The organism is Pseudomonas sp. GL-B-12 (assembly GCF_019955895.1).
GTDB lineage: Bacteria > Pseudomonadota > Gammaproteobacteria > Pseudomonadales > Pseudomonadaceae > Aquipseudomonas.
On the sequence record NZ_JAHBCX010000002.1, the window covers coordinates 103,972 to 121,638 of the forward strand.

Sequence of the window (17,667 nt, forward strand, 5' to 3'; positions counted from 1 at the left end):
CTGGTGAGCACGCTGCCAAATTGCGCTCATGCCAACGTTCGGGGGAAAACGGAAAAGGGAGAAATCAGGCTTGCTCGACCTGTTCGAGCCAGATCAACAGACGCAATACTTCTTCGATTTCCTGCACCTGAAGGAAGCTGTAGCGCTGGTGGGTTTTGAATATCCGCCGGGCCAATGCGATGTCATTGATCACCGGTACCCCGACTTCCCTGGCATAGGCTCGTACCGCCAGGGCGCGTTGGTTGGTTTCCATCAGTGAGATGAACGGCAGCACAGTGATTTCCGGGCGGAAGTACACACCGATGGCAATGTGGGTCGGGTTGGCGATGATCATCCGCGAGCTGCGCACATCGGATTTGACCTGCTCGGACAGCAGCTCCATATGCAGGTCACGCCGACGGCCCTTGATTTGTGGATTGCCATCCTGCTCCTTGTGTTCGCGCTTGACTGCGTCCTTGTCCATCATCTGATCTTTCATGAACAACCAGTATTCACTCAACGCATCCAGCACGACGATCAGCAGCACGCATCCCAGGAACGCCAACACCAGCACCAGCAATAAGTGCCCCCAGATCGCGAACAGCTCCGGTGCCTGGGTGAACAGTTGGGCAAACAGCAGTTGCCGCTGCGTGATCCAGACGATCCACAGCGCCATGGCAAAGCTGCCCAGGTACAACAACGCTTTGACCGTGTCCTTGACGGTGCGCAGGCTGAACAGTTTTTTGAATCCATTGATCGGATTCAGCGCACCGAGATTGAGCTTCAACGCCTCGCTGGCCAGTGCAAAGCCGCTTTGCAACAACGCAGGTAGTGCACTGGCCAAGACGCACACCAGCAGCAACGGCAGCAATGCCTTGAGCCCGACCAGCACCAGCATCGCCGAGTACACTTGCATCTCCACGTCAAAGTCACTGGCGATGATGCGCCGATAGACTTCCATGACCTCGAACAATGAGCTGTTGAACACCATGTAAGTGATGCCGCAGAGGGTCAGGCAGGTGACCACCAGATCCTTGGCCTTGAACGTCTGCCCTTTGCGTGACGCATCGCGCAGTCGCTTGGCGGTGGGTTTCTCAGTCTTCGAGGCGCTGGACGACATCGGCGGCCTCCCCGTCGACACCCAGATAGCGCTCCAGCCCATGGGATTTCATGCCCATGCGCATGACTTCATCCGGCAGGTGCACGCCGAAATACAGCATCAACACCACCAGCGCCACCAGGCTCTTGACCGTCAGCGACACCGAGAATGCGTTCATTTGTGGCGCGTACCGCGAGAGCAAGCCAAGCAGCGCTTCGCTGACCAGCAGTGTGGCCACCACCGGCGCGCTGATCACCAGCGTCTTGCTCACCAGAGCATCGAGCAGGCTCAGGACTGATGGCAGGTGCATCTCGCAACCATTGGCCGGCGTGCAAATACGGTAGCTGTGGCCAACGGTTTCGAGCATCAGCAACATGCCGCCGCCTTCGAGATAAACCACCGCGGCGAACAACTGGAGAAAATTCGCCAGCTCCGAGGTATCGACGCCGTTGGCCGGGTCCACTGTGCTGCTGAGCATTGCGCCGCGCTGGTTGTCGATCAGGTTGCCCATGGCATGCAGCACCCAGAACGGCCAGCACAGCAGGCATCCAAGCAGCACGCCAATGCCGGCCTCACGCAACACCAGACCGAAGAATGCCAACCCGTCGAGAGCAGGCAGCGGCACGCCCACATAGACCCAGAATCCCGTCGCCACCAACACAATGACGGCCTGGCGTGGCGCCCCCGTGAGCACGCCGCTGTTGAGAAACGGCAACATGAAAAAAATCGGCGCCAGGCGTGCAACCCCAAGAATGGCAGCGGCGAACCAGGCGTACAGATCGAAAAACAACGTCACCGACATTGCGCTAACCCAACGCCAGACGTATGACTTCACGGCTGAAATCGAGCAGGGTTTCACCGTACCAGCCCGAGAGCAGGAACAGGCACGCGGCGACGGCCAACAACTTGAAACCGAACGGCAGTGTCTGCTCCTGTAATTGGGTCACGGTCTGAATCAACCCGACCACCAGGCCGACCACCGTGGCGACAATGATCGGCCAGGCCACCATCAACAGGATCAGGCACAGGGTTTTATTACCGGCATAGACCAGGTCGTTCATGAGCCGCCCCTACGCCAGCAAGGTCAGGTATTGCTTGACCAGCCCGGTGGACAGCAACGCCCAGCCGTCCAGTGCAACAAACAACACCAGTTTGATCGGTACCGAAATGATCACCGGGCTCATCATCATCATGCCCAGCGCCAGCAGGATGCTTGAGATCACCAGATCGACGATGACGAACGGCAAATACAAGTAGAAGCCGATCTTGAAGGCGCTTTTGATTTCACTCAATGCGTAGGCCGGCAGCAGGGAAAACAGCGACGGCGTGAGTTCTTCATCGGCGGGCAGACCGATGTCGGACTCACTCTGCACCGCTTGCGCCCGCTCGAAGAACAGTGCCAGTTCCGGGTCGGTGTATTTACGCAGGTATTCCTTGTATCCCCCCAACCCGTTCTCGGCAAAATTCACCACCGACTCGATGTCGGTAAAAGCCACCTGTTCTTCCTTGTAATAGTCATAGCCTTGCTTGAGCACCGGCGTCATCACGAAAATCGCCAGCATCAAGGCAATCGCATTGAGGGCCATGTTCGAGGGCACCTGCTGCAAGCCCAAGGCGTTACGCACTATGACAAAGACAATGGAAAATTTTATGTAGCAGGTGCCTGCCGCCACCAGAAACGGCAGCAGTGAAGCGAACGCCAGCAGCGCGATAAGCGAGACGTCATTCATCGCGGCATTCCGTCCGGTGAGCCGTTGCGATAGACCTCGAGCAACTCCACACCCAACTGCTCTTCCAGTTGCACCAGTTCGCCACGGGCCACCGGCTTGCCATTGGCGCGCACTTCGATGTGCCGCGCCGCATCGTCCGTCAGCGGGATCAGTTGTCCCTCGATGATCCGCGACAGCGTGGCCAGATTGATTTCCTGGGTCGCGAGCACGAATTGCAGACGCACCGGCAAAGCGCCGAGGTCAAAATCGGGATCGGAATCTGCCGAGCCTTGGACGTCGGTCGCGGTCGATTGCATGTGTATCCCCTGTTCAGTAAAGGTGAAAACGCCGAGGCATTGATGCCCCAGGCAGCATCGTTGCGAACGCTGGATGATTCGCAGGACATCGCCCGCCTTCAGCCGTATCCCATGTCTGAGATGACTCGACCCCAGCATCAGCTCCAGGCGCAGCGGCAAATCGCTCAGCCATGAGTCGGCGTCCAGGGGCAGGCTGGCGGCCCGTGCCGGTGGCAATCGGGTCAACCACAGGCGCCCACGAGGCGTGTCGAGCCATGGCAGTTCTTGCGGCGGCAATTGCCCGGGAAGGACCCCATCGACGTCGGATACTTGCTGGTAGTGCAAGTCGTCTACCTCCAGCAGCAAGGGTTGCGGCACCGCGCGGAACAGTTCGGCGATGTTCATCAGCGAGCACTCGACCGTCAGTAACGACCGCAAACCCGGGAGTGATTGATACAACCAGTCGCGGGCGTCGATCAAACCCCGCCATTCCCCGCCCTCGCCTGATGCGCGAAAACACAGGTAGCCCGATTGCCCTGGCGGATGGCCTGAACCGGCGTCGACATCCGCGCTCCGCCAGCGTCGTATCGCTTGCGCGGCGGTATGCGCCTGGGCGTTGATCCGGCGCAACTTCAGTGCGCTCATGCGCCCTGCCCGGCGTCTTCGGTCTGCTCGTCGTCCGGCGGCTGCCGCGAGCCCTGGCGCTGCTGTTCGCCGTCGCTATCGGTCAGGTGCCAGGCGGGTTCGCGGACGTGCTCCAGCGACACTTTGAGTTGTTCGAAAACCTGGGCATTGCTCGGGCTGAGTTGCAGGTTGCGGGTGGGCTCATCGGCCACGCGGCTGATCGTCACCTGCCCGCTGACGGTTCCTTTGTTGAACGGAACCTGCAGCAAGCTCCGGTCGGCAACCGACAAGGTTTCGATGATCGGGTCGAGGGCATGCGGTGCTGGCGGCATCACGGGCGCCGAGGCCGCAGGTGATGCAACTGTCGGCACATGGCGTGCGGTCGGGAGGCTCGATAAGGCTTCGGGCCTTTGCCCTTCGAACTCAGGTATCGGGGGTGCACCTGGAATGGCGGCACGTTCGACCGGGAGCGGTTCGACGATGTTTGATGGGGGCTGGATCGGCCCTGACTCAACAATGATCGGAGTCGCCAGGTTTATCGGTGCCGACGCGACAACTCTGTCGACAACAGGCGCAACGTCAGCCACAGGTGACAACAACCGAGGCTGCACAGGTTTACTCAACAGCGGCTGCGCTTGTGGATGAGACTGCGGTGTGAGCGGCCGTACTTCGTCGAGTTCAGCAACCAGCTTTTCCGGGAGCGTGACCATCGTCTGCAAAGTGATTGCGCGACCAGTGTCCATCAGGGGTCGATGACACAGGATCAACGGCGCCATCAGCTCCAGAACACCTTGTGGCAGCTCATCCTCCTGCACCGGCACCAGCCTGTCGTGCAACTCATCCATCGGCTGTTCGGTGACGGGGTCCAAGGGTTGAACCGGCAAGGGTGAAATTACAGATACATTGCTCATCGCGGAACTCCGTTCATCTCTTCCACTTCTCTTTCATCCCGGCGCATCTGCTCCAGCCGTTGCCTGCGTAACAGCTGCTGAACAGCCCCTTCGTACTTGTCGTGCTTGCGCTGCGCGAACCGCAGTTGCTCGCTCTGCTCCTGCAACGCTTGCTCAATCTCCCGGCACTGCTGATCGACCCGGTCACGCTCCAGGCGCAACAGATCTATCTGCCGCCGAATGACCGCCTGCCTTCGCAACAGTGCCAACAGTTGCCCGTGATCGAGCACACAGTCATTGGCGCGATGGCTGGCCAACAAACTGTGTAGCGCCGCTTCTTGTCCGTCGAAAGCGGCCCGCTCCTGCACCAGCGGCTGCAGTTGCTGCCGGGTACGCGCTATCAGCAGTTCAGCGCGTTGCCGACGGAACTGGCTGAGCGCCAACAGGCGAAGGCGATCGGCTAATGGATTCATGCCATGAGCCCCTGTAATTGGCCCAGGGCCTCGTCCGGTTCACAGCATTCGCCCGTGGGCTGGCGCAACCACTGGTGGAGGGCTGCGCGGCGTTGCAGCGCCTGGTCATTGGCGGCGTCCGCGCCTGGGCTGTACTCCCCCATGTCGAGAAAAACCTGCAACTGCTCAAGCCGCGTCAGCGTATCCCGGGTCGCCGCCGCCAGTTGCTGCACCTGCGGCGGGGTGACTTGCGTCGCCACGCGACTGACGCTGCGCAATACATCGATTGCCGGGTAGTGACCCTTGGCCGCCAAGGCTCGACTGAGGTAGATGTGTCCGTCGAGAATCGAACGAATCTCCTCGGCGATCGGGTCCGGCTCGTCGTCACTTTCCAGCAGCACCGTGTACCAGGCGGTAATGCTGCCGGAAGCGGTCACACCCGGTCGTTCCAGCAGGCGCGGCAAGGCATCGAACACCGAGGCCGGATAGCCCCGTCGCGCCGGTGCTTCACCCGCAGCCAGGGCCAGGTCGCGACGGGCCCTGGCATAGCGCGTCAACGAGTCCAGCAACAACACCACACGCTGGCCCTGGTCACGGAAATACTCGGCGATGGCGGTGGCCTGGAGCGCCGAGTTGCAGCGGTCCACCGAGGAAAAATCCGACGTGGCGTACACCACCACGCAGCGGGCGCGTTTTTCCGACTGGCGCAGGTGCGCGATGAATTCGGTCACTTCGCGGCCGCGCTCGCCGATCAGGCCGATGACAAACACATCGGCGTCGGTGTGGTTGATCAGCATATTGATCAGGGTGGTTTTGCCGGAGCCGGCGGCGGCGAAAATGCCGATGCGTTGACCGATACCGCAGGTCAACAATCCATCGATCACCCGAATGCCCGTGCACAACGGCTCCACCACCGGGCGCCGCTGCTGGTACGACGGCGGGTCGGCATCCACCGGATAGTCCTGTTGCGCCAGCGCCGTAGACGGTGCCAGACGCTCGACGATAGTGCCCTGAGGGTCGACTACGCTGCCGAGCAAGGCGTCACTGCACGTCAGTTGCAGGGTCGAACCCGTGGGCACAATCATCGATTCCCTGGACAAGCCTTTCGCATCACCGAGCAGGCTGAGCAGAACAGCGTCGGGTTTGAAGCCGATGACCTGCGCCCGGGCCACGACCTGAGGCAGGCGCCAATGCCGCCGTACTTCGCAGACCTCGCCCACTACCACATCGCCCAAAACGGCTTCGATCAGGGGACCGCTCAAACGCAAGGGATGGGCCGCATGCCTTTCCAGCCGGGTGTTCATCGACGTAAAAGTTCGCACAGCGTTTCGGTTGCCTGCACGAAAGCATCCAGGGCTTGCGCGAAGTGTTCAGCGTCGCCGAGGGCATGGGAATTGGCCATCAAACGCAGTTCGAGCCGTTCCTGAACGACGCAAAGGTGCAATTGCCCGGTGCGGGAAAAAGCATTGCCCTCAAACAAAAACCGCATCAAATCGAAGGCACAATGGTTCATTGCACCCGGGCTCGCTTCTGCGACCGTCGTCCAGACCCAGACATCGCCATCGACCATCGCCACGTTGATATCGGGCAGATTCTTCATCTGCATTTCAATGGTGCTGTGACTATCGAAATGCCCTATCTGGCTGTCCTTGCAGCCACTATGACGTAGCGCTTCGCGCAACAGATCGGCAATATCCATTGACATCATTTACGGGGTTTCCTTACAGGGTTTTGATCACATTGACGGAGACGGTCTCGCAGACTTCGCCGAACGACATCACGTCCAGCTCGCGACAACGCCCCTCGATAAGCTTCTTGACGTAGCGCCGTACATCGACCGAACACAGCAGCACCATGTCCTTTTGAGCAATGTGCACACTGTCCAGGGCGACGCTCAGGCGATCCATCAGCTCTTCGGATTCGGCCGGCTCGAGGTTGATGAAACTGCCGGCCGAGGTTTGCCGAATCCCGCGCCGCACCACCTCTTCGAACTCAGCCGACAACAGCAACACCCGCAAGTCATTACCCTGGGCAAACTTGTTGCTGATGTAGCGGGCCAGCGAGCCACGAACGTGCTCGACCAGCGCCAGCGCGTCTTTTTCCCGGGACGCCCAATGGGCCAGGGACTCAAGAATGAGCTTCATGTTGCGCACGGAAATACGCTCGCCGATCAGGCGCTGCAGCACTTCGGTGACCTTCTGCACGGTGACGTGGCGATAGACTTCCTTGAGCAGATCGGGGCAGCGGGTTTCCATTTCGTCGAGCAGTTGCTTGGTTTCCTGCACGCCGAAAAACTCCTGGATGTTGCGCGCCAGCAAGGTGACCAGGCAGCGGTAGCATTCCTCGTCCGCCGGGCGCAGGTGATAGCCCAATTGCTGCACCCGTTCCTGGTCGGTGGCGTTGACCCACACCCCGCCCAGGCGATTGCTGTCACTGCCGTGCACCAGGGCAAAGCCCATGGATTCCAGCTCCGGCGAGTAGTCGAGCAACCGCCAGTGATCGAAATGGATATCGAACTGCTCGGCGCGCACTTCGTTGATCAGCACCGCCACTTGATGCGCCGGCAATGCTTCGCTGGCGCGCAATTGCGGCTCGGGTATGCGTAGACCGTAATCGACGAAAAACTGGCTGCGAAAACGCGCCGCCCAACGGGCCCTGGTCAACTCATCGAGGCGCGCGGTGGGCACCAACAACATCAGCGGGATGGTTTCGGTGGCGACATTATCGATGTCCTCGAGCAGGCCCGAGCCGGTCTGCAAGGCTTCACCCTGCGTCGACGATGGCCGGCTGTCACCCTGGCCCTCGACCCTGGAGGCCTTGCGCCGGCGAACGAACACCAGCACTGCCAGGGCCGCGGCGATGGGCAGGAAGGTCAGCAGCGGAAAACCGGGCAACAGGCCGACACCCACCGCCAGCAGCGCCGTCACCCCCAGCACGAACGGATGACCCAGCATCTGGGCGAGCATGTTGCGCCCCAGGTTGGCATCATCGCCGTTGACGCGGGTAACGATGAAGCCGGCGCCGATGGCGATCAGCAACGCCGGAATCTGAGCCACCAGACCATCGCCTATGGTCAGCAGGGTGTAGGTCGACAAAGCTGTGGACAGGTCCATGCCCATCTGCCCGACGCCAATGGCCATGCCGCCGATGAAGTTGACGAAGATAATGATGATGCCGGCGATGGCGTCGCCCTTGATGAACTTCATCGCGCCGTCGAACGAGCCGTACAACTGGCTTTCGCGCTCCAGCACGCTGCGCTTTTCCTTGGCTTCCTCGGCTGTCATGGCGCCAGCCTTGAGGTCGCCGTCGATGCTCATCTGCTTGCCGGGCATGCCGTCCAGCGAGAAGCGCGCCGCGACTTCGGCCACCCGCTCCGAGCCCTTGGTGATCACGATGAACTGGACAATAGTGACAATGGAAAAGATCACGAAGCCCACCACCAGGCTTTCACCGATCACGAACTCACCGAAAGAGGCGATGATCTCCCCCGCATCAGCCTGGCTGAGGATCAGCCGGCTGGTGCTGATCGACAGCGCCAGGCGAAACAGGGTGGTCAACAGCAGCAACGCCGGAAAGGTCGAGAAACTGAGGATGCGTTCGATATAGAACGACCCCAGGAACACCAGCAGCGAAATCACGATGTTCAGGCCGATGAGAAAATCCACCAGCACCGTCGGCAGCGGAATGATCAGCATGGCGATGATCATCACCATCAGCGACAGGATCAGCAGCTCCGGGCGAGCGCTGACGTTGCGCAAAAACACATTGAGCATGGCGGGTCAGTTCCGGGAAAAAGTCATGAGCTGCCGCCGGGACGACGCCGCTCAATACATTCGAGGGCATAGGCAATGTCCGCCAGGCGCGTGAACTGCTCTGCCAGACGCAGCGGCGCCTGTTCATCGGCAAACAGCGGCGCCGGTAATTGCAGGCTGAGCCGGCGCACCTTCTGCAGCACCGTCGAACGCTCATGGTGCGCACTCAACAGCACTCGCTCACCCAGGACGCCGAGCAACAGCTGGTCGAGTTCATCGGGGTAGGTCAGCACACCGAACAGGAACACCAGCCAGTCGGGCTCATCGGGGTTGTGCCGGCAGATGAGTGCATCACCGAGCAGGCCGCGGATAAACAGGTCATCGGCTGAACGCAGGCGTTTGAGGTCGTTCACCCGGGCCAGCAGTTGACCGAACTCCACTTGCGAACAACTGGGATCCTGGGCGCTGATGTCGGTAAGCAATGCCGCTTCAATGAAGGCCAGCACAGCGCTGCGTTGCGACGGACCGTACAGGGCGATCCAGTCCTGATAACAACTGACCGGCCCGCAATCGGACTCGATAAAATCCCGGTAGGTCTCGCGCAACAGGCCTGCACGCACCGTCATGCTCGCACCGAACATTCTGGCTTTGAGGGCGGTATTGATCCCGGCACTCATGCGCTTGGGGGAGCCTTGGGCAACCACCGTCTGCAATAGCATTTCAAGCCGCTGACGAGTCCGTGTCTCGAGTTTTTTCCGGCGCAGCAGTTCGCGCAGCACCAATGCCAGGTCGCTATCGTCGGGAAACAGGTTGCGTACCATCTGCAGCAACCAGCTGTCGGACTTGTCCGCCAGCCGCGCCAGGCTCAGCACCTGCCGCGCCTTGGGCACGGTATCGTCCTCCAGGACTTTTTCGAAGGAGTCGGTCAACGCATCGGACTTGAGCTCGAACTGCCGCCGGCCACGGAACTGGGTCAAGGCTGCAGACATTTCATCGCTGATCTGCACAAAGCGCCGGGCCACGTCGGCCGTTGTGCCATCGTCAAGATCAAGCTCTGCATCGACCTGCGGTTGCGGATGCTGGGCGGCCTTCTCGGCATTCAAGCGTGCCTGGGCCGCTCGCCCACCGGTGGAAATCGGTGGCAGGATCATTTTTCTGCCGCCCGGAAAAAGGATCGACGCACCCGCTCATGCTGCTGTGGGCTCAGCAATCGCGCATCCGGCTCAACCGTGGCGGGCTCAAGGGCGTCGAGAATTTCCTTGGGCTGAATCAGGAACACCCGCACCGTATTGGCCGAGCGGTTCTGCCGATAGCTGAACAATCGGCCGACCCACGGAATCGAACCCAGCACCGGTATCCGTCCGATTTGCTCGCTGTTGTCATCGCGGGTGAAACCGCCGACCAACAGGCTCTTGCCCTGGGGCACCCGCGCCACCGTGCTGATCCGTGTACGCCCGACCGTCGGCAAACTGCCGGGTTGCTTGTCCCGGTCAGGTTTTTCTACTTCGTTGCCGTCTTCAATACTGAGTGACATTTCAATTTCGTCCGCCTTGGCGAAACGGGGCAGAACGCTGACGAGCGTGCCATAGGTCACGTGCTGCAAATCGACACTGCGCTCCCCCACCAGCGGCGCATAAAACGTGCGGTTGTTGTCAAAGATCGCCGGCACGTTCTCTTGTGTCAGGATCACCGGACGCGAGACCACATTCGCCCGGTTGGTGCGCTCCAGGGCCATGACCTGGGCGACGAACGAAGCGCCATCAAGGGTGGTCGCCGAGCCGGCGTTGAGCGATACGGTGAATGTCCCACTGGACTTCAATGCGCCCTGCCAGTTGATGCCCAACTGATTGAGTTCGTCCTTGTGCAAATCGATGATCCATAACGACAACTCCACATGTCGTTTCGGCGTATCCAGTGCACTCACGAGATTCTCGATAAAGCGCACCTGCTCCGGCAAACCCTTGACCAGCAGGCTGTTGGTGTCCGGATAGGCCACCACGCGAATGTTTCCGGCGGCCATCTCCCGGGCAATGATCCGCGGCGCGGCCGGGTCCTGATCGGGGGATGTGGTCGCCAGGCCTTCCAGGGGAAACGCCGGCATCGCTCGCTGCGCCGGGGCTTGCGCAACGGCCGGCTCGACCTCGCGCTTCTCGCCGCGCAACAGATCCTCGATCACGGTTGCCAACCCGGGGATGGTCACCTTGTCATCGCGCAGCTCGTATTTACGGTCGCTGACAAAGGTGTTGTGCACCTGGATAACGCCGATCTGCTGCCTGCCCAGCAACAGTTCCGAGCGCTGGTTTTCCATCAGACCGGCCGCTTGCACCACTAGATCTACATACATCGGCGGCCCCGACACATGGAACGTATGCAGGCCGTCATGGCGCAACGGATAACGGCCATCGAGCAGCCCGGACCGCTCGAGAAACGCCTGAAGCCTGGCCACGGTCAGGGTCTGCAGCGACATCATCGAGTTTTTCACTTCCGCGGCGTCGTACAGATAGATCGCCTGGCCATCGCTGTACCAGATCAACCCCATCTGTGCGCTGACCCGCTCGAAGGTCCGTTGCGGCGAGCGCAGATCAAAGCTGCCGGAGATCCGCTTGGCCGAGGCGGCCTTGCTGATGATCACCGGTTTGCCCAACGGCCCGGACAACTCCGAAAAAAACGTGCGCACACTCTGTTCGCGAGCCACGTATTCGTCGGCATTCGCCCGCACCGTACACGGCACCAGCATCAATATGGCAGCCAGCCAGAAGGGCAAAACATACAAGGATTGAACGCCGCGGTTCATCGGTTCACTTGCCTGGAAGGTAGGTAATGTCGGCCAGGCTGCTGGGTGTGAAGCCCACCAGTTCGCGAACTTCCTTGGAGAAATGCGAAGAAGAGGCAAAACCGAACTCCAGCGCCAGATCCGTCAGGGAACGGTCCTGCAGACTCATGTTCAACAGCGCCTGGGCCGTCCGCCAACCGCGCAATGCAGGCTTGGGCGCCGTACCGAGCGCCTGCCGGCACAATCGACGAAAATGCGACACCGACACCCCATAGCGTTGCGCCAGAGTGGTCAGTTTTTCGCTGTGGGTGCCCTGTTCCAGCAGAAAGCGCACAAGCCCGTAACTCTCAGTCTGCCGCAACACACCGGCAAAGGCCTGATAGGCCGCACCGCCAGCCATCGCCTGATCGAGGTACCAGCGCTCTAGCGCCTGTTCCGACTGAACCTGTGTATAAGGCACTGGCAATGCCGCCCAAGGTGCCTGACGGTCTCGCTGAGTGATAGGCGCATGGCCCATATCGATGAACACCTGCAGTTTCACCAGCGGTGCCTGGGCAATTGGCAGGGTCGGCATACTGCCGTTGACCTCAAATCCGCTGGTCACTGCAATCAGCCCTTCCCAGCCCATCGGTAGGCAGCAGGCCGAGACGCACTGCGCCGGGGCCAGACAAACGGCGGATTGGTCTACACGCAGATGCAGCAGCCGCTCGCAGGAGCGGGTATTAGTGGCACGTGTGGCGTGTAGTGATTCGATGGGCACACCAACCTCCTTTGCGGCCTGACGATGTAGGTCGGCAGGATGCAGGACGGGGCGTGTCGAATCCTGATGCAAATATGATGAAATCCGGGCTGGCATATGCCTTGCACCCGTTCACGCATCAGCACGCAAACCAACGGCGGAATGCGTGCCAGGACAATGGCGTCGTCACCCGGCCTTGCTCGTGCAGGATCTGGAACGACGTTTTTTTGCAAGGTGTGAAATCGATGAACGAACCGTCAATCGGCCCTCTGGCCTGGGTCAATGGCAGCGATGCCCCGGAAAAAACCGAAATCAATCTCGGCTTCATGGCCCTGAGCGACTGCGCCTCGGTGGTTGTCGCCGCCACCCAGGGCTTCGCCCAACCTCACGGCTTGACCCTGAACCTCAAGCGTCAATCGTCCTGGGCCAACCTGCGGGACAAACTGGTCAGCGGCGAACTCGATGCCGCCCACAGTCTCTACGGTCTGATTTATGCCGTTCACCTAGGCATCGGTGGCGTGGCCGCGACCGACATGGCTGTGTTGATGGGCCTGAATCAGAACGGCCAGAGCATCAACCTGTCCCGCGGCTTGCAGGCGCTTGGAGTGACCAGTCCTGAAGCACTGGATCGGCACGTGCACCAAACTCGCCCAAAACTCACCTTCGCCCAGACTTTTCCCACCGGCACCCACGCCATGTGGTTGTATTACTGGCTCGCCAGCCAGGGCATTCACCCGCTGCTGGATGTCGACAGCGTGGTGGTGCCGCCACCGCAAATGGTCGCGCACCTGCGGGCCGGGCGTATCGACGGCTTCTGCGTCGGCGAACCCTGGTCCGCCAGCGCCGTGCAACAGGACCTCGGCTTCACGCTGGCCACGACCCAGACCATCTGGCCCGATCATCCGGAAAAGGTCCTCGGCTGCACCCGTGCGTTCGTCGAGCAATACCCCAATACCGCCCGGGTGTTGGTGATGGCGGTTCTGGAAGCCAGTCGCTTCATCGAAGAAAGTACCGAGAATCGCCGCAGTACCGCACAATTGCTCAGTGCCGCGCAGTACCTTGACGCACCACTGGACTGCATCGAACCGCGCCTGCTGGGCGAATACGCCGATGGCCTTGGCCATCACTGGCAAGACCCGCACGCGCTGCGCTTGCACGGGGATGGCGAGGTCAACCTGCCGTACCTGTCCGACGGCATGTGGTTCATGACCCAGTTTCGTCGCTGGGGCTTGTTGCGCGATGATCCGGACTATCTCGCGGTAGCCCGGCAGGTCCAGCAACTGGACCTCTACCGTGAAGCCGCCCGTGCCGTCGGCGTCGCTTCATCAGCCGAGCAAATGCGCAGCAGTCAATTGATCGACGGCAAGATCTGGGACGGCTCGGACCCGGCCGGTTATGCCCGCAGTTTCAAACTGCACGCCATGAGCGATAGCTCGCACCGATCCGCCAGCCGCTGACAGGAGACCACGAACATGCTGCGTATCCTGCTGATCAACGACACCGCCAAGAAAGTCGGACGCCTGAAGGCCGCCCTGACCGAGGCCGGATTCGAAGTGATCGATGAATCCGGCCTGATCATCGACCTGCCCGAACGCGTCGAAACGGTGCGTCCGGATGTGATTCTGATCGATACCGAGTCACCGGGTCGCGATGTCATGGAACAAGTGGTGCTGGTGACTCGCGACCAGCCACGGCCGATTGTGATGTTCACGGACGAACACGACCCCGATGTGATGCGCCAGGCGATCAAGTCCGGGGTCAGCGCCTACATCGTCGAAGGCATTCACGCACAACGCCTGCAGCCGATTCTCGATGTGGCCATGGCGCGCTTTGAGAGCGACCAGGCCTTGCGTGCCCAGCTGCATGCCCGCGACCAGCAATTGGCCGAGCGCAAGCGCATCGAACTGGCCAAGGGACTGCTGATGAAGATGAAGGACTGCAACGAGGAAGAGGCCTACACGCTGATGCGCCGCCAGGCGATGAGCCGCCAGCAGAAGCTGATTCAAGTGGCGGAGCAGATTATTGCCATGAGTGAACTGTTGGGCTGACCCCGCCCCTGTGGCGAGGGAGCTTGCTCCCTCGCCACAAAAGCAGTGTTGGCACAGATCTCGCTAAGTAATCACCACAGGTAACCAACGGCGGTTGCCCCACCTACGACAAAGACGTCGCTCACCTCATTTGCCCTTGGCGGATCGGGTGGCGGCGTTTTTTCGTTTTGGCCCCATAGCACGGGGCCGGTGGTGCGGCCGTATCGGCGCCCCACCTGCAAGCTCATGACTCCTTTCGAGACTCTTCACAGCTGAGGTGCGCAATGAATTCAAGCTTCTGGAAATCCGGCCATACACCCACATTGTTCGCAGCGTTCCTCTATTTCGACCTGAGTTTCATGGTCTGGTACCTGCTCGGTCCACTGGCGGTGCAGATCGCCGCCGACCTGCACCTGACGACGCAGCAACGGGGGCTGGTGGTCGCCACGCCGATTCTGGCCGGGGCGGTGTTGCGCTTCGTGATGGGGATGCTGGCTGATCGCCTGTCGCCAAAAACCGCCGGCCTGATCGGTCAGGTCATCGTCATCTGCGCCCTGTTCGGCGCCTGGAACCTCGGTATCCACAGCTACGAGCAAGCCTTGCTGCTGGGCCTGTTTCTCGGCATGGCCGGCGCTTCCTTCGCCGTCGCCCTGCCCCTGGCCTCGCAGTGGTATCCACCGCAGCATCAAGGCAAGGCCATGGGCATTGCTGGCGCGGGCAACTCAGGCACAGTACTCGCGGCATTGATCGCTCCGGTGCTGGCGGCGGCGTTTGGCTGGAGCAACGTGTTCGGCTTTGCCCTGATTCCGTTGATCCTGACCCTGGTCGTCTTCGCCTGGCTGGCCCGCAATGCCCCCGAGCGGCCAAAAGCCAAATCCATGGCCGACTACTTCAAGGCCCTGGGTGATCGTGACAGCTGGTGGTTCATGTTTTTCTACAGCGTGACATTCGGCGGCTTCATCGGCCTGGCCAGCGCCCTGCCCGGTTATTTCAACGACCAGTACGGCCTGAGCCCGGTCACTGCCGGCTACTACACCGCTGCCTGCGTGTTCGGCGGCAGCCTGATGCGCCCCTTGGGTGGCGCGCTGGCTGACCGGTTCGGCGGCATTCGGACCCTGCTGGCGATGTACACCGTCGCGGCGACCTGCATTGCCGTGGTCGGCTTCAACCTGCCGAATTCCTACGCCGCACTGGCGCTTTTCGTCTGCACCATGCTCGGTCTGGGTGCAGGCAATGGCGCGGTATTCCAGTTGGTGCCCCAGCGTTTTCGCCGGGAAATCGGCGTGATGACCGGCCTGATCGGTATGGCCGGCGGCATCGGTGGGTTTGCTCTCGCGGCCGGCATGGGCGCGATCAAGCAAAGCACCGGCAGCTATCAACTGGCGCTGTGGTTGTTCGCCAGCCTCGGCGTTCTGGCCTGGTTCGGTCTGCACGGCGTGAAACGTCGCTGGAGAACCACCTGGGGTTCGGCCGCCGTGACGGCTGCGCGAGTCTGACGCCTCGATGAGCCTGCAACTGAGTTTCGCCGAAGCCAGCGCCATCGGTCCTCGCGAGGAAAACCAGGATGCCCTGCGCCTGGTCACGCCGGCTCCGGCGCTGGCCGCAAGCAAGGGTTACCTGTTCGCGATTGCCGACGGTGTCAGCCAGTGCGTCGATGGCGGTCTGGCTGCCCGTTCGACGCTGCAGGCCCTGGCGCTGGATTACTACGCCACGCCGGAAACCTGGAGCGTCGCACAGGCACTCGATCGTCTGCTGCTGGCGCAGAACCGCTGGTTGCAGGCCAATGGCGGCGGGCAACCGCTGCTGACCACCCTCAGTGCGCTGGTCCTGCGTGGCCGGCGTTTTACCCTGGCCCATGTCGGCGATTGCCGGGTGTATCGCTGGCACGCCGACCAATTGCAGCGAATCAGCGAGGATCACGTCTGGGATCAGCCGGGTATGCAGCATGTGCTGAAACGGGCGCTGGGGCTCGATCAACACCTGGTGCTGGACTTTCTCGACGGTGAGTTGCGCCCCGATGAAAGCTTCGTCCTGCTCAGCGACGGCGTCTGGGCTGTCCTGGGCGATACCGCGATTGCCGCGATCCTGCGCGATCAGCCGGACTTGCACAGCGCTGCGCAAACCCTGGTCAATGCCGCACACCTGGCGGGCAGCCAGGACAACGCCAGCGCCTTGCTGGTGCGGGTCGATGCCCTCGGCGAAGCGAGCATTGGCGATGCGTTGATGCACTTGCAGCAATGGCCACTGCCGCCAGCCCTGAAACCGAGCCAGGCGTTCGAGGGCTGGCAGGTCGAGGGGATCGTCTCACAGAGCCAGCAATCGCTGCTTTATCGCGTTCGCGACAGCCAGCAACAACCCTGGCTGCTGAAAACCCTGCCGGGGCGCCTGCATGACGATCACCAGGCCGGGCAAGCGTTACTGTCGGAAGAATGGTTTCTCAAACGCGTGGCCGGGCGACACTTTCCTGAAGTCCATGCCGCCAGTCAGCGTCAGCATTTGTACTACGTGATGCGTGAATATTCGGGCGCTACCCTGGCCCAACGGCATGAACAAAGCGGACCGTTGCCGCTGCCCCAGTGGCAAGACATCGCCGAACGCTTGTTGCGAGCGGTCGGCCTGTTGCATCGACGGCAGATCCTGCACCGCGATATCAAACCGGAAAACCTGTTGCTGGGGGACGATGGCGAGTTGCGCCTGCTGGATTTCGGCCTGGCCTACTGCCCGGGCCTCTCGCAAGATCTGCCCTGGGCGCTGCCGGGTACACCCAGTTACATCGCGCCCGAAGCCTTTCGCGGCGAAGTACCGACGCCACAGCAGGACTTATATGCCGTCGGTGTGACCCTGTATTTCCTGCTTACCGGGCACTATCCCTATGGCGAAATCGAAGCGTTCCAGCGCCCGAGGTTTGGCCTCCCGGTCAACGCCAGCCGCTACCGGCCCGACCTGCCGGACTGGATCGCCCATAGCCTGGAGCGCGCCGTGGCGGCGGCCCCCGACCAGCGTTTCGAAACGGCGGAAGAATGGCTGCTGCTGATGGAACAGGGCGAGCGCCGCAGCTTGAGCGTGCGTCCCAAGCCGTTGCTGGAGCGCGAGCCGCTGAAGGTCTGGCGGACATTGGCCCTGGTGTCGTTGCTGCTCAATCTGGTGCTGGTGGTGGTTGCGCTCCATTAGCGGGCAATGCGCCTTGAATCGGTGCACTCCTCCATGGTTCTGCCCTTGTGAACGAAAAAAAAGCCAACAAACACGGGATTTGAGCGACTTGGCATAACCGCTGCATTACCTCTTGCAACAGACATACAGCGCAGGCTTCAACGACGAAGGTTGCAC

The 17,667-nt window shown here is 61.2% G+C and carries 17 protein-coding genes; 4 read left to right on the forward strand and 13 right to left on the reverse strand.

Going from position 1 to position 17,667, the window contains the following annotated elements; translation table 11 throughout:
• Positions 1-64: 64 nt before the first annotated feature.
• From KGA85_RS01170 to KGA85_RS01230, 13 genes are read right to left on the reverse strand one after another with little or no spacing between them, the layout of a single operon-like run.
• Entirely contained in the window at positions 65-1,099 is a 1,035-nt protein-coding gene (locus tag KGA85_RS01170) for an EscU/YscU/HrcU family type III secretion system export apparatus switch protein (protein WP_223454955.1), read from the reverse strand.
• Entirely contained in the window at positions 1,074-1,880 is an 807-nt protein-coding gene (sctT, locus tag KGA85_RS01175) for a type III secretion system export apparatus subunit SctT (protein WP_223454956.1), read from the reverse strand. The genes KGA85_RS01170 and sctT overlap by 26 nt, the downstream gene beginning before the upstream one ends.
• A gap of 4 nt (positions 1,881-1,884) precedes the next feature.
• Entirely contained in the window at positions 1,885-2,139 is a 255-nt protein-coding gene (locus tag KGA85_RS01180; RefSeq protein WP_223542846.1) for an EscS/YscS/HrcS family type III secretion system export apparatus protein, read from the reverse strand.
• A gap of 9 nt (positions 2,140-2,148) precedes the next feature.
• The gene (locus KGA85_RS01185) at positions 2,149-2,808 is read right to left on the reverse strand and encodes an EscR/YscR/HrcR family type III secretion system export apparatus protein (protein WP_223454958.1); all 660 of its coding nucleotides are present in this window, start codon (positions 2,806-2,808) and stop codon (positions 2,149-2,151) included.
• The gene (locus tag KGA85_RS01190) at positions 2,805-3,728 is read right to left on the reverse strand and encodes a FliM/FliN family flagellar motor switch protein (RefSeq protein ID WP_223454960.1); all 924 of its coding nucleotides are present in this window, start codon (positions 3,726-3,728) and stop codon (positions 2,805-2,807) included. The genes KGA85_RS01185 and KGA85_RS01190 overlap by 4 nt, the downstream gene beginning before the upstream one ends.
• On the reverse strand, positions 3,725-4,618 hold the full coding sequence (locus tag KGA85_RS01195) for an invasion protein (protein ID WP_223454962.1): 894 nt from the start codon (positions 4,616-4,618) through the stop codon (positions 3,725-3,727). Before KGA85_RS01195 ends, KGA85_RS01190 begins: the two co-directional genes overlap by 4 nt.
• Positions 4,615-5,070, reverse strand: coding sequence for a type III secretion protein (locus tag KGA85_RS01200; protein WP_223454964.1), 456 nt, complete (start codon positions 5,068-5,070; stop codon positions 4,615-4,617). The genes KGA85_RS01195 and KGA85_RS01200 overlap by 4 nt, the downstream gene beginning before the upstream one ends.
• Positions 5,067-6,353, reverse strand: a complete 1,287-nt coding sequence (sctN, locus tag KGA85_RS01205; protein WP_223532599.1) for a type III secretion system ATPase SctN — start codon at positions 6,351-6,353, stop codon at positions 5,067-5,069. Before sctN ends, KGA85_RS01200 begins: the two co-directional genes overlap by 4 nt.
• Positions 6,350-6,757, reverse strand: coding sequence for an Invasion protein B family (locus KGA85_RS01210; RefSeq protein WP_223532536.1), 408 nt, complete (start codon positions 6,755-6,757; stop codon positions 6,350-6,352). The genes sctN and KGA85_RS01210 overlap by 4 nt, the downstream gene beginning before the upstream one ends.
• 13 nt (positions 6,758-6,770) lie before the next feature.
• Positions 6,771-8,822, reverse strand: a complete 2,052-nt coding sequence (locus tag KGA85_RS01215) for an EscV/YscV/HrcV family type III secretion system export apparatus protein (RefSeq protein WP_223454970.1) — start codon at positions 8,820-8,822, stop codon at positions 6,771-6,773.
• Between the two features lie 23 nt (positions 8,823-8,845).
• Complete coding sequence (gene sctW, locus KGA85_RS01220) at positions 8,846-9,952, reverse strand: type III secretion system gatekeeper subunit SctW (protein ID WP_223532534.1); 1,107 nt, start codon at positions 9,950-9,952, stop codon at positions 8,846-8,848.
• Positions 9,949-11,595, reverse strand: a complete 1,647-nt coding sequence (sctC, locus tag KGA85_RS01225) for a type III secretion system outer membrane ring subunit SctC (protein ID WP_223542847.1) — start codon at positions 11,593-11,595, stop codon at positions 9,949-9,951. Before sctC ends, sctW begins: the two co-directional genes overlap by 4 nt.
• 4 nt (positions 11,596-11,599) lie before the next feature.
• A complete protein-coding gene (locus KGA85_RS01230) occupies positions 11,600-12,334 on the reverse strand; it encodes a helix-turn-helix domain-containing protein (protein ID WP_223454976.1) in 735 nt (244 codons plus the stop codon).
• 224 nt (positions 12,335-12,558) lie between these two features.
• Here KGA85_RS01230 and KGA85_RS01235 point away from each other — a divergent pair, with 224 nt between their 5' ends.
• From KGA85_RS01235 to KGA85_RS01250, 4 genes are all read left to right on the forward strand, one after another.
• Complete coding sequence (locus KGA85_RS01235; protein ID WP_223454978.1) at positions 12,559-13,770, forward strand: CmpA/NrtA family ABC transporter substrate-binding protein; 1,212 nt, start codon at positions 12,559-12,561, stop codon at positions 13,768-13,770.
• Positions 13,771-13,785: 15 nt separating this feature from the next.
• Entirely contained in the window at positions 13,786-14,361 is a 576-nt protein-coding gene (locus tag KGA85_RS01240; RefSeq protein WP_223532528.1) for an ANTAR domain-containing response regulator, read from the forward strand.
• Between the two features lie 263 nt (positions 14,362-14,624).
• Positions 14,625-15,836 carry a nitrate/nitrite transporter gene (locus KGA85_RS01245; RefSeq protein ID WP_223542848.1) on the forward strand — a complete coding sequence of 404 codons (1,212 nt, stop codon included), beginning with the start codon at positions 14,625-14,627 and terminating at the stop codon, positions 15,834-15,836.
• Positions 15,837-15,843: 7 nt separating this feature from the next.
• Complete coding sequence (locus KGA85_RS01250; RefSeq protein WP_223542849.1) at positions 15,844-17,511, forward strand: bifunctional protein-serine/threonine kinase/phosphatase; 1,668 nt, start codon at positions 15,844-15,846, stop codon at positions 17,509-17,511.
• Positions 17,512-17,667: the final 156 nt, after the last annotated feature.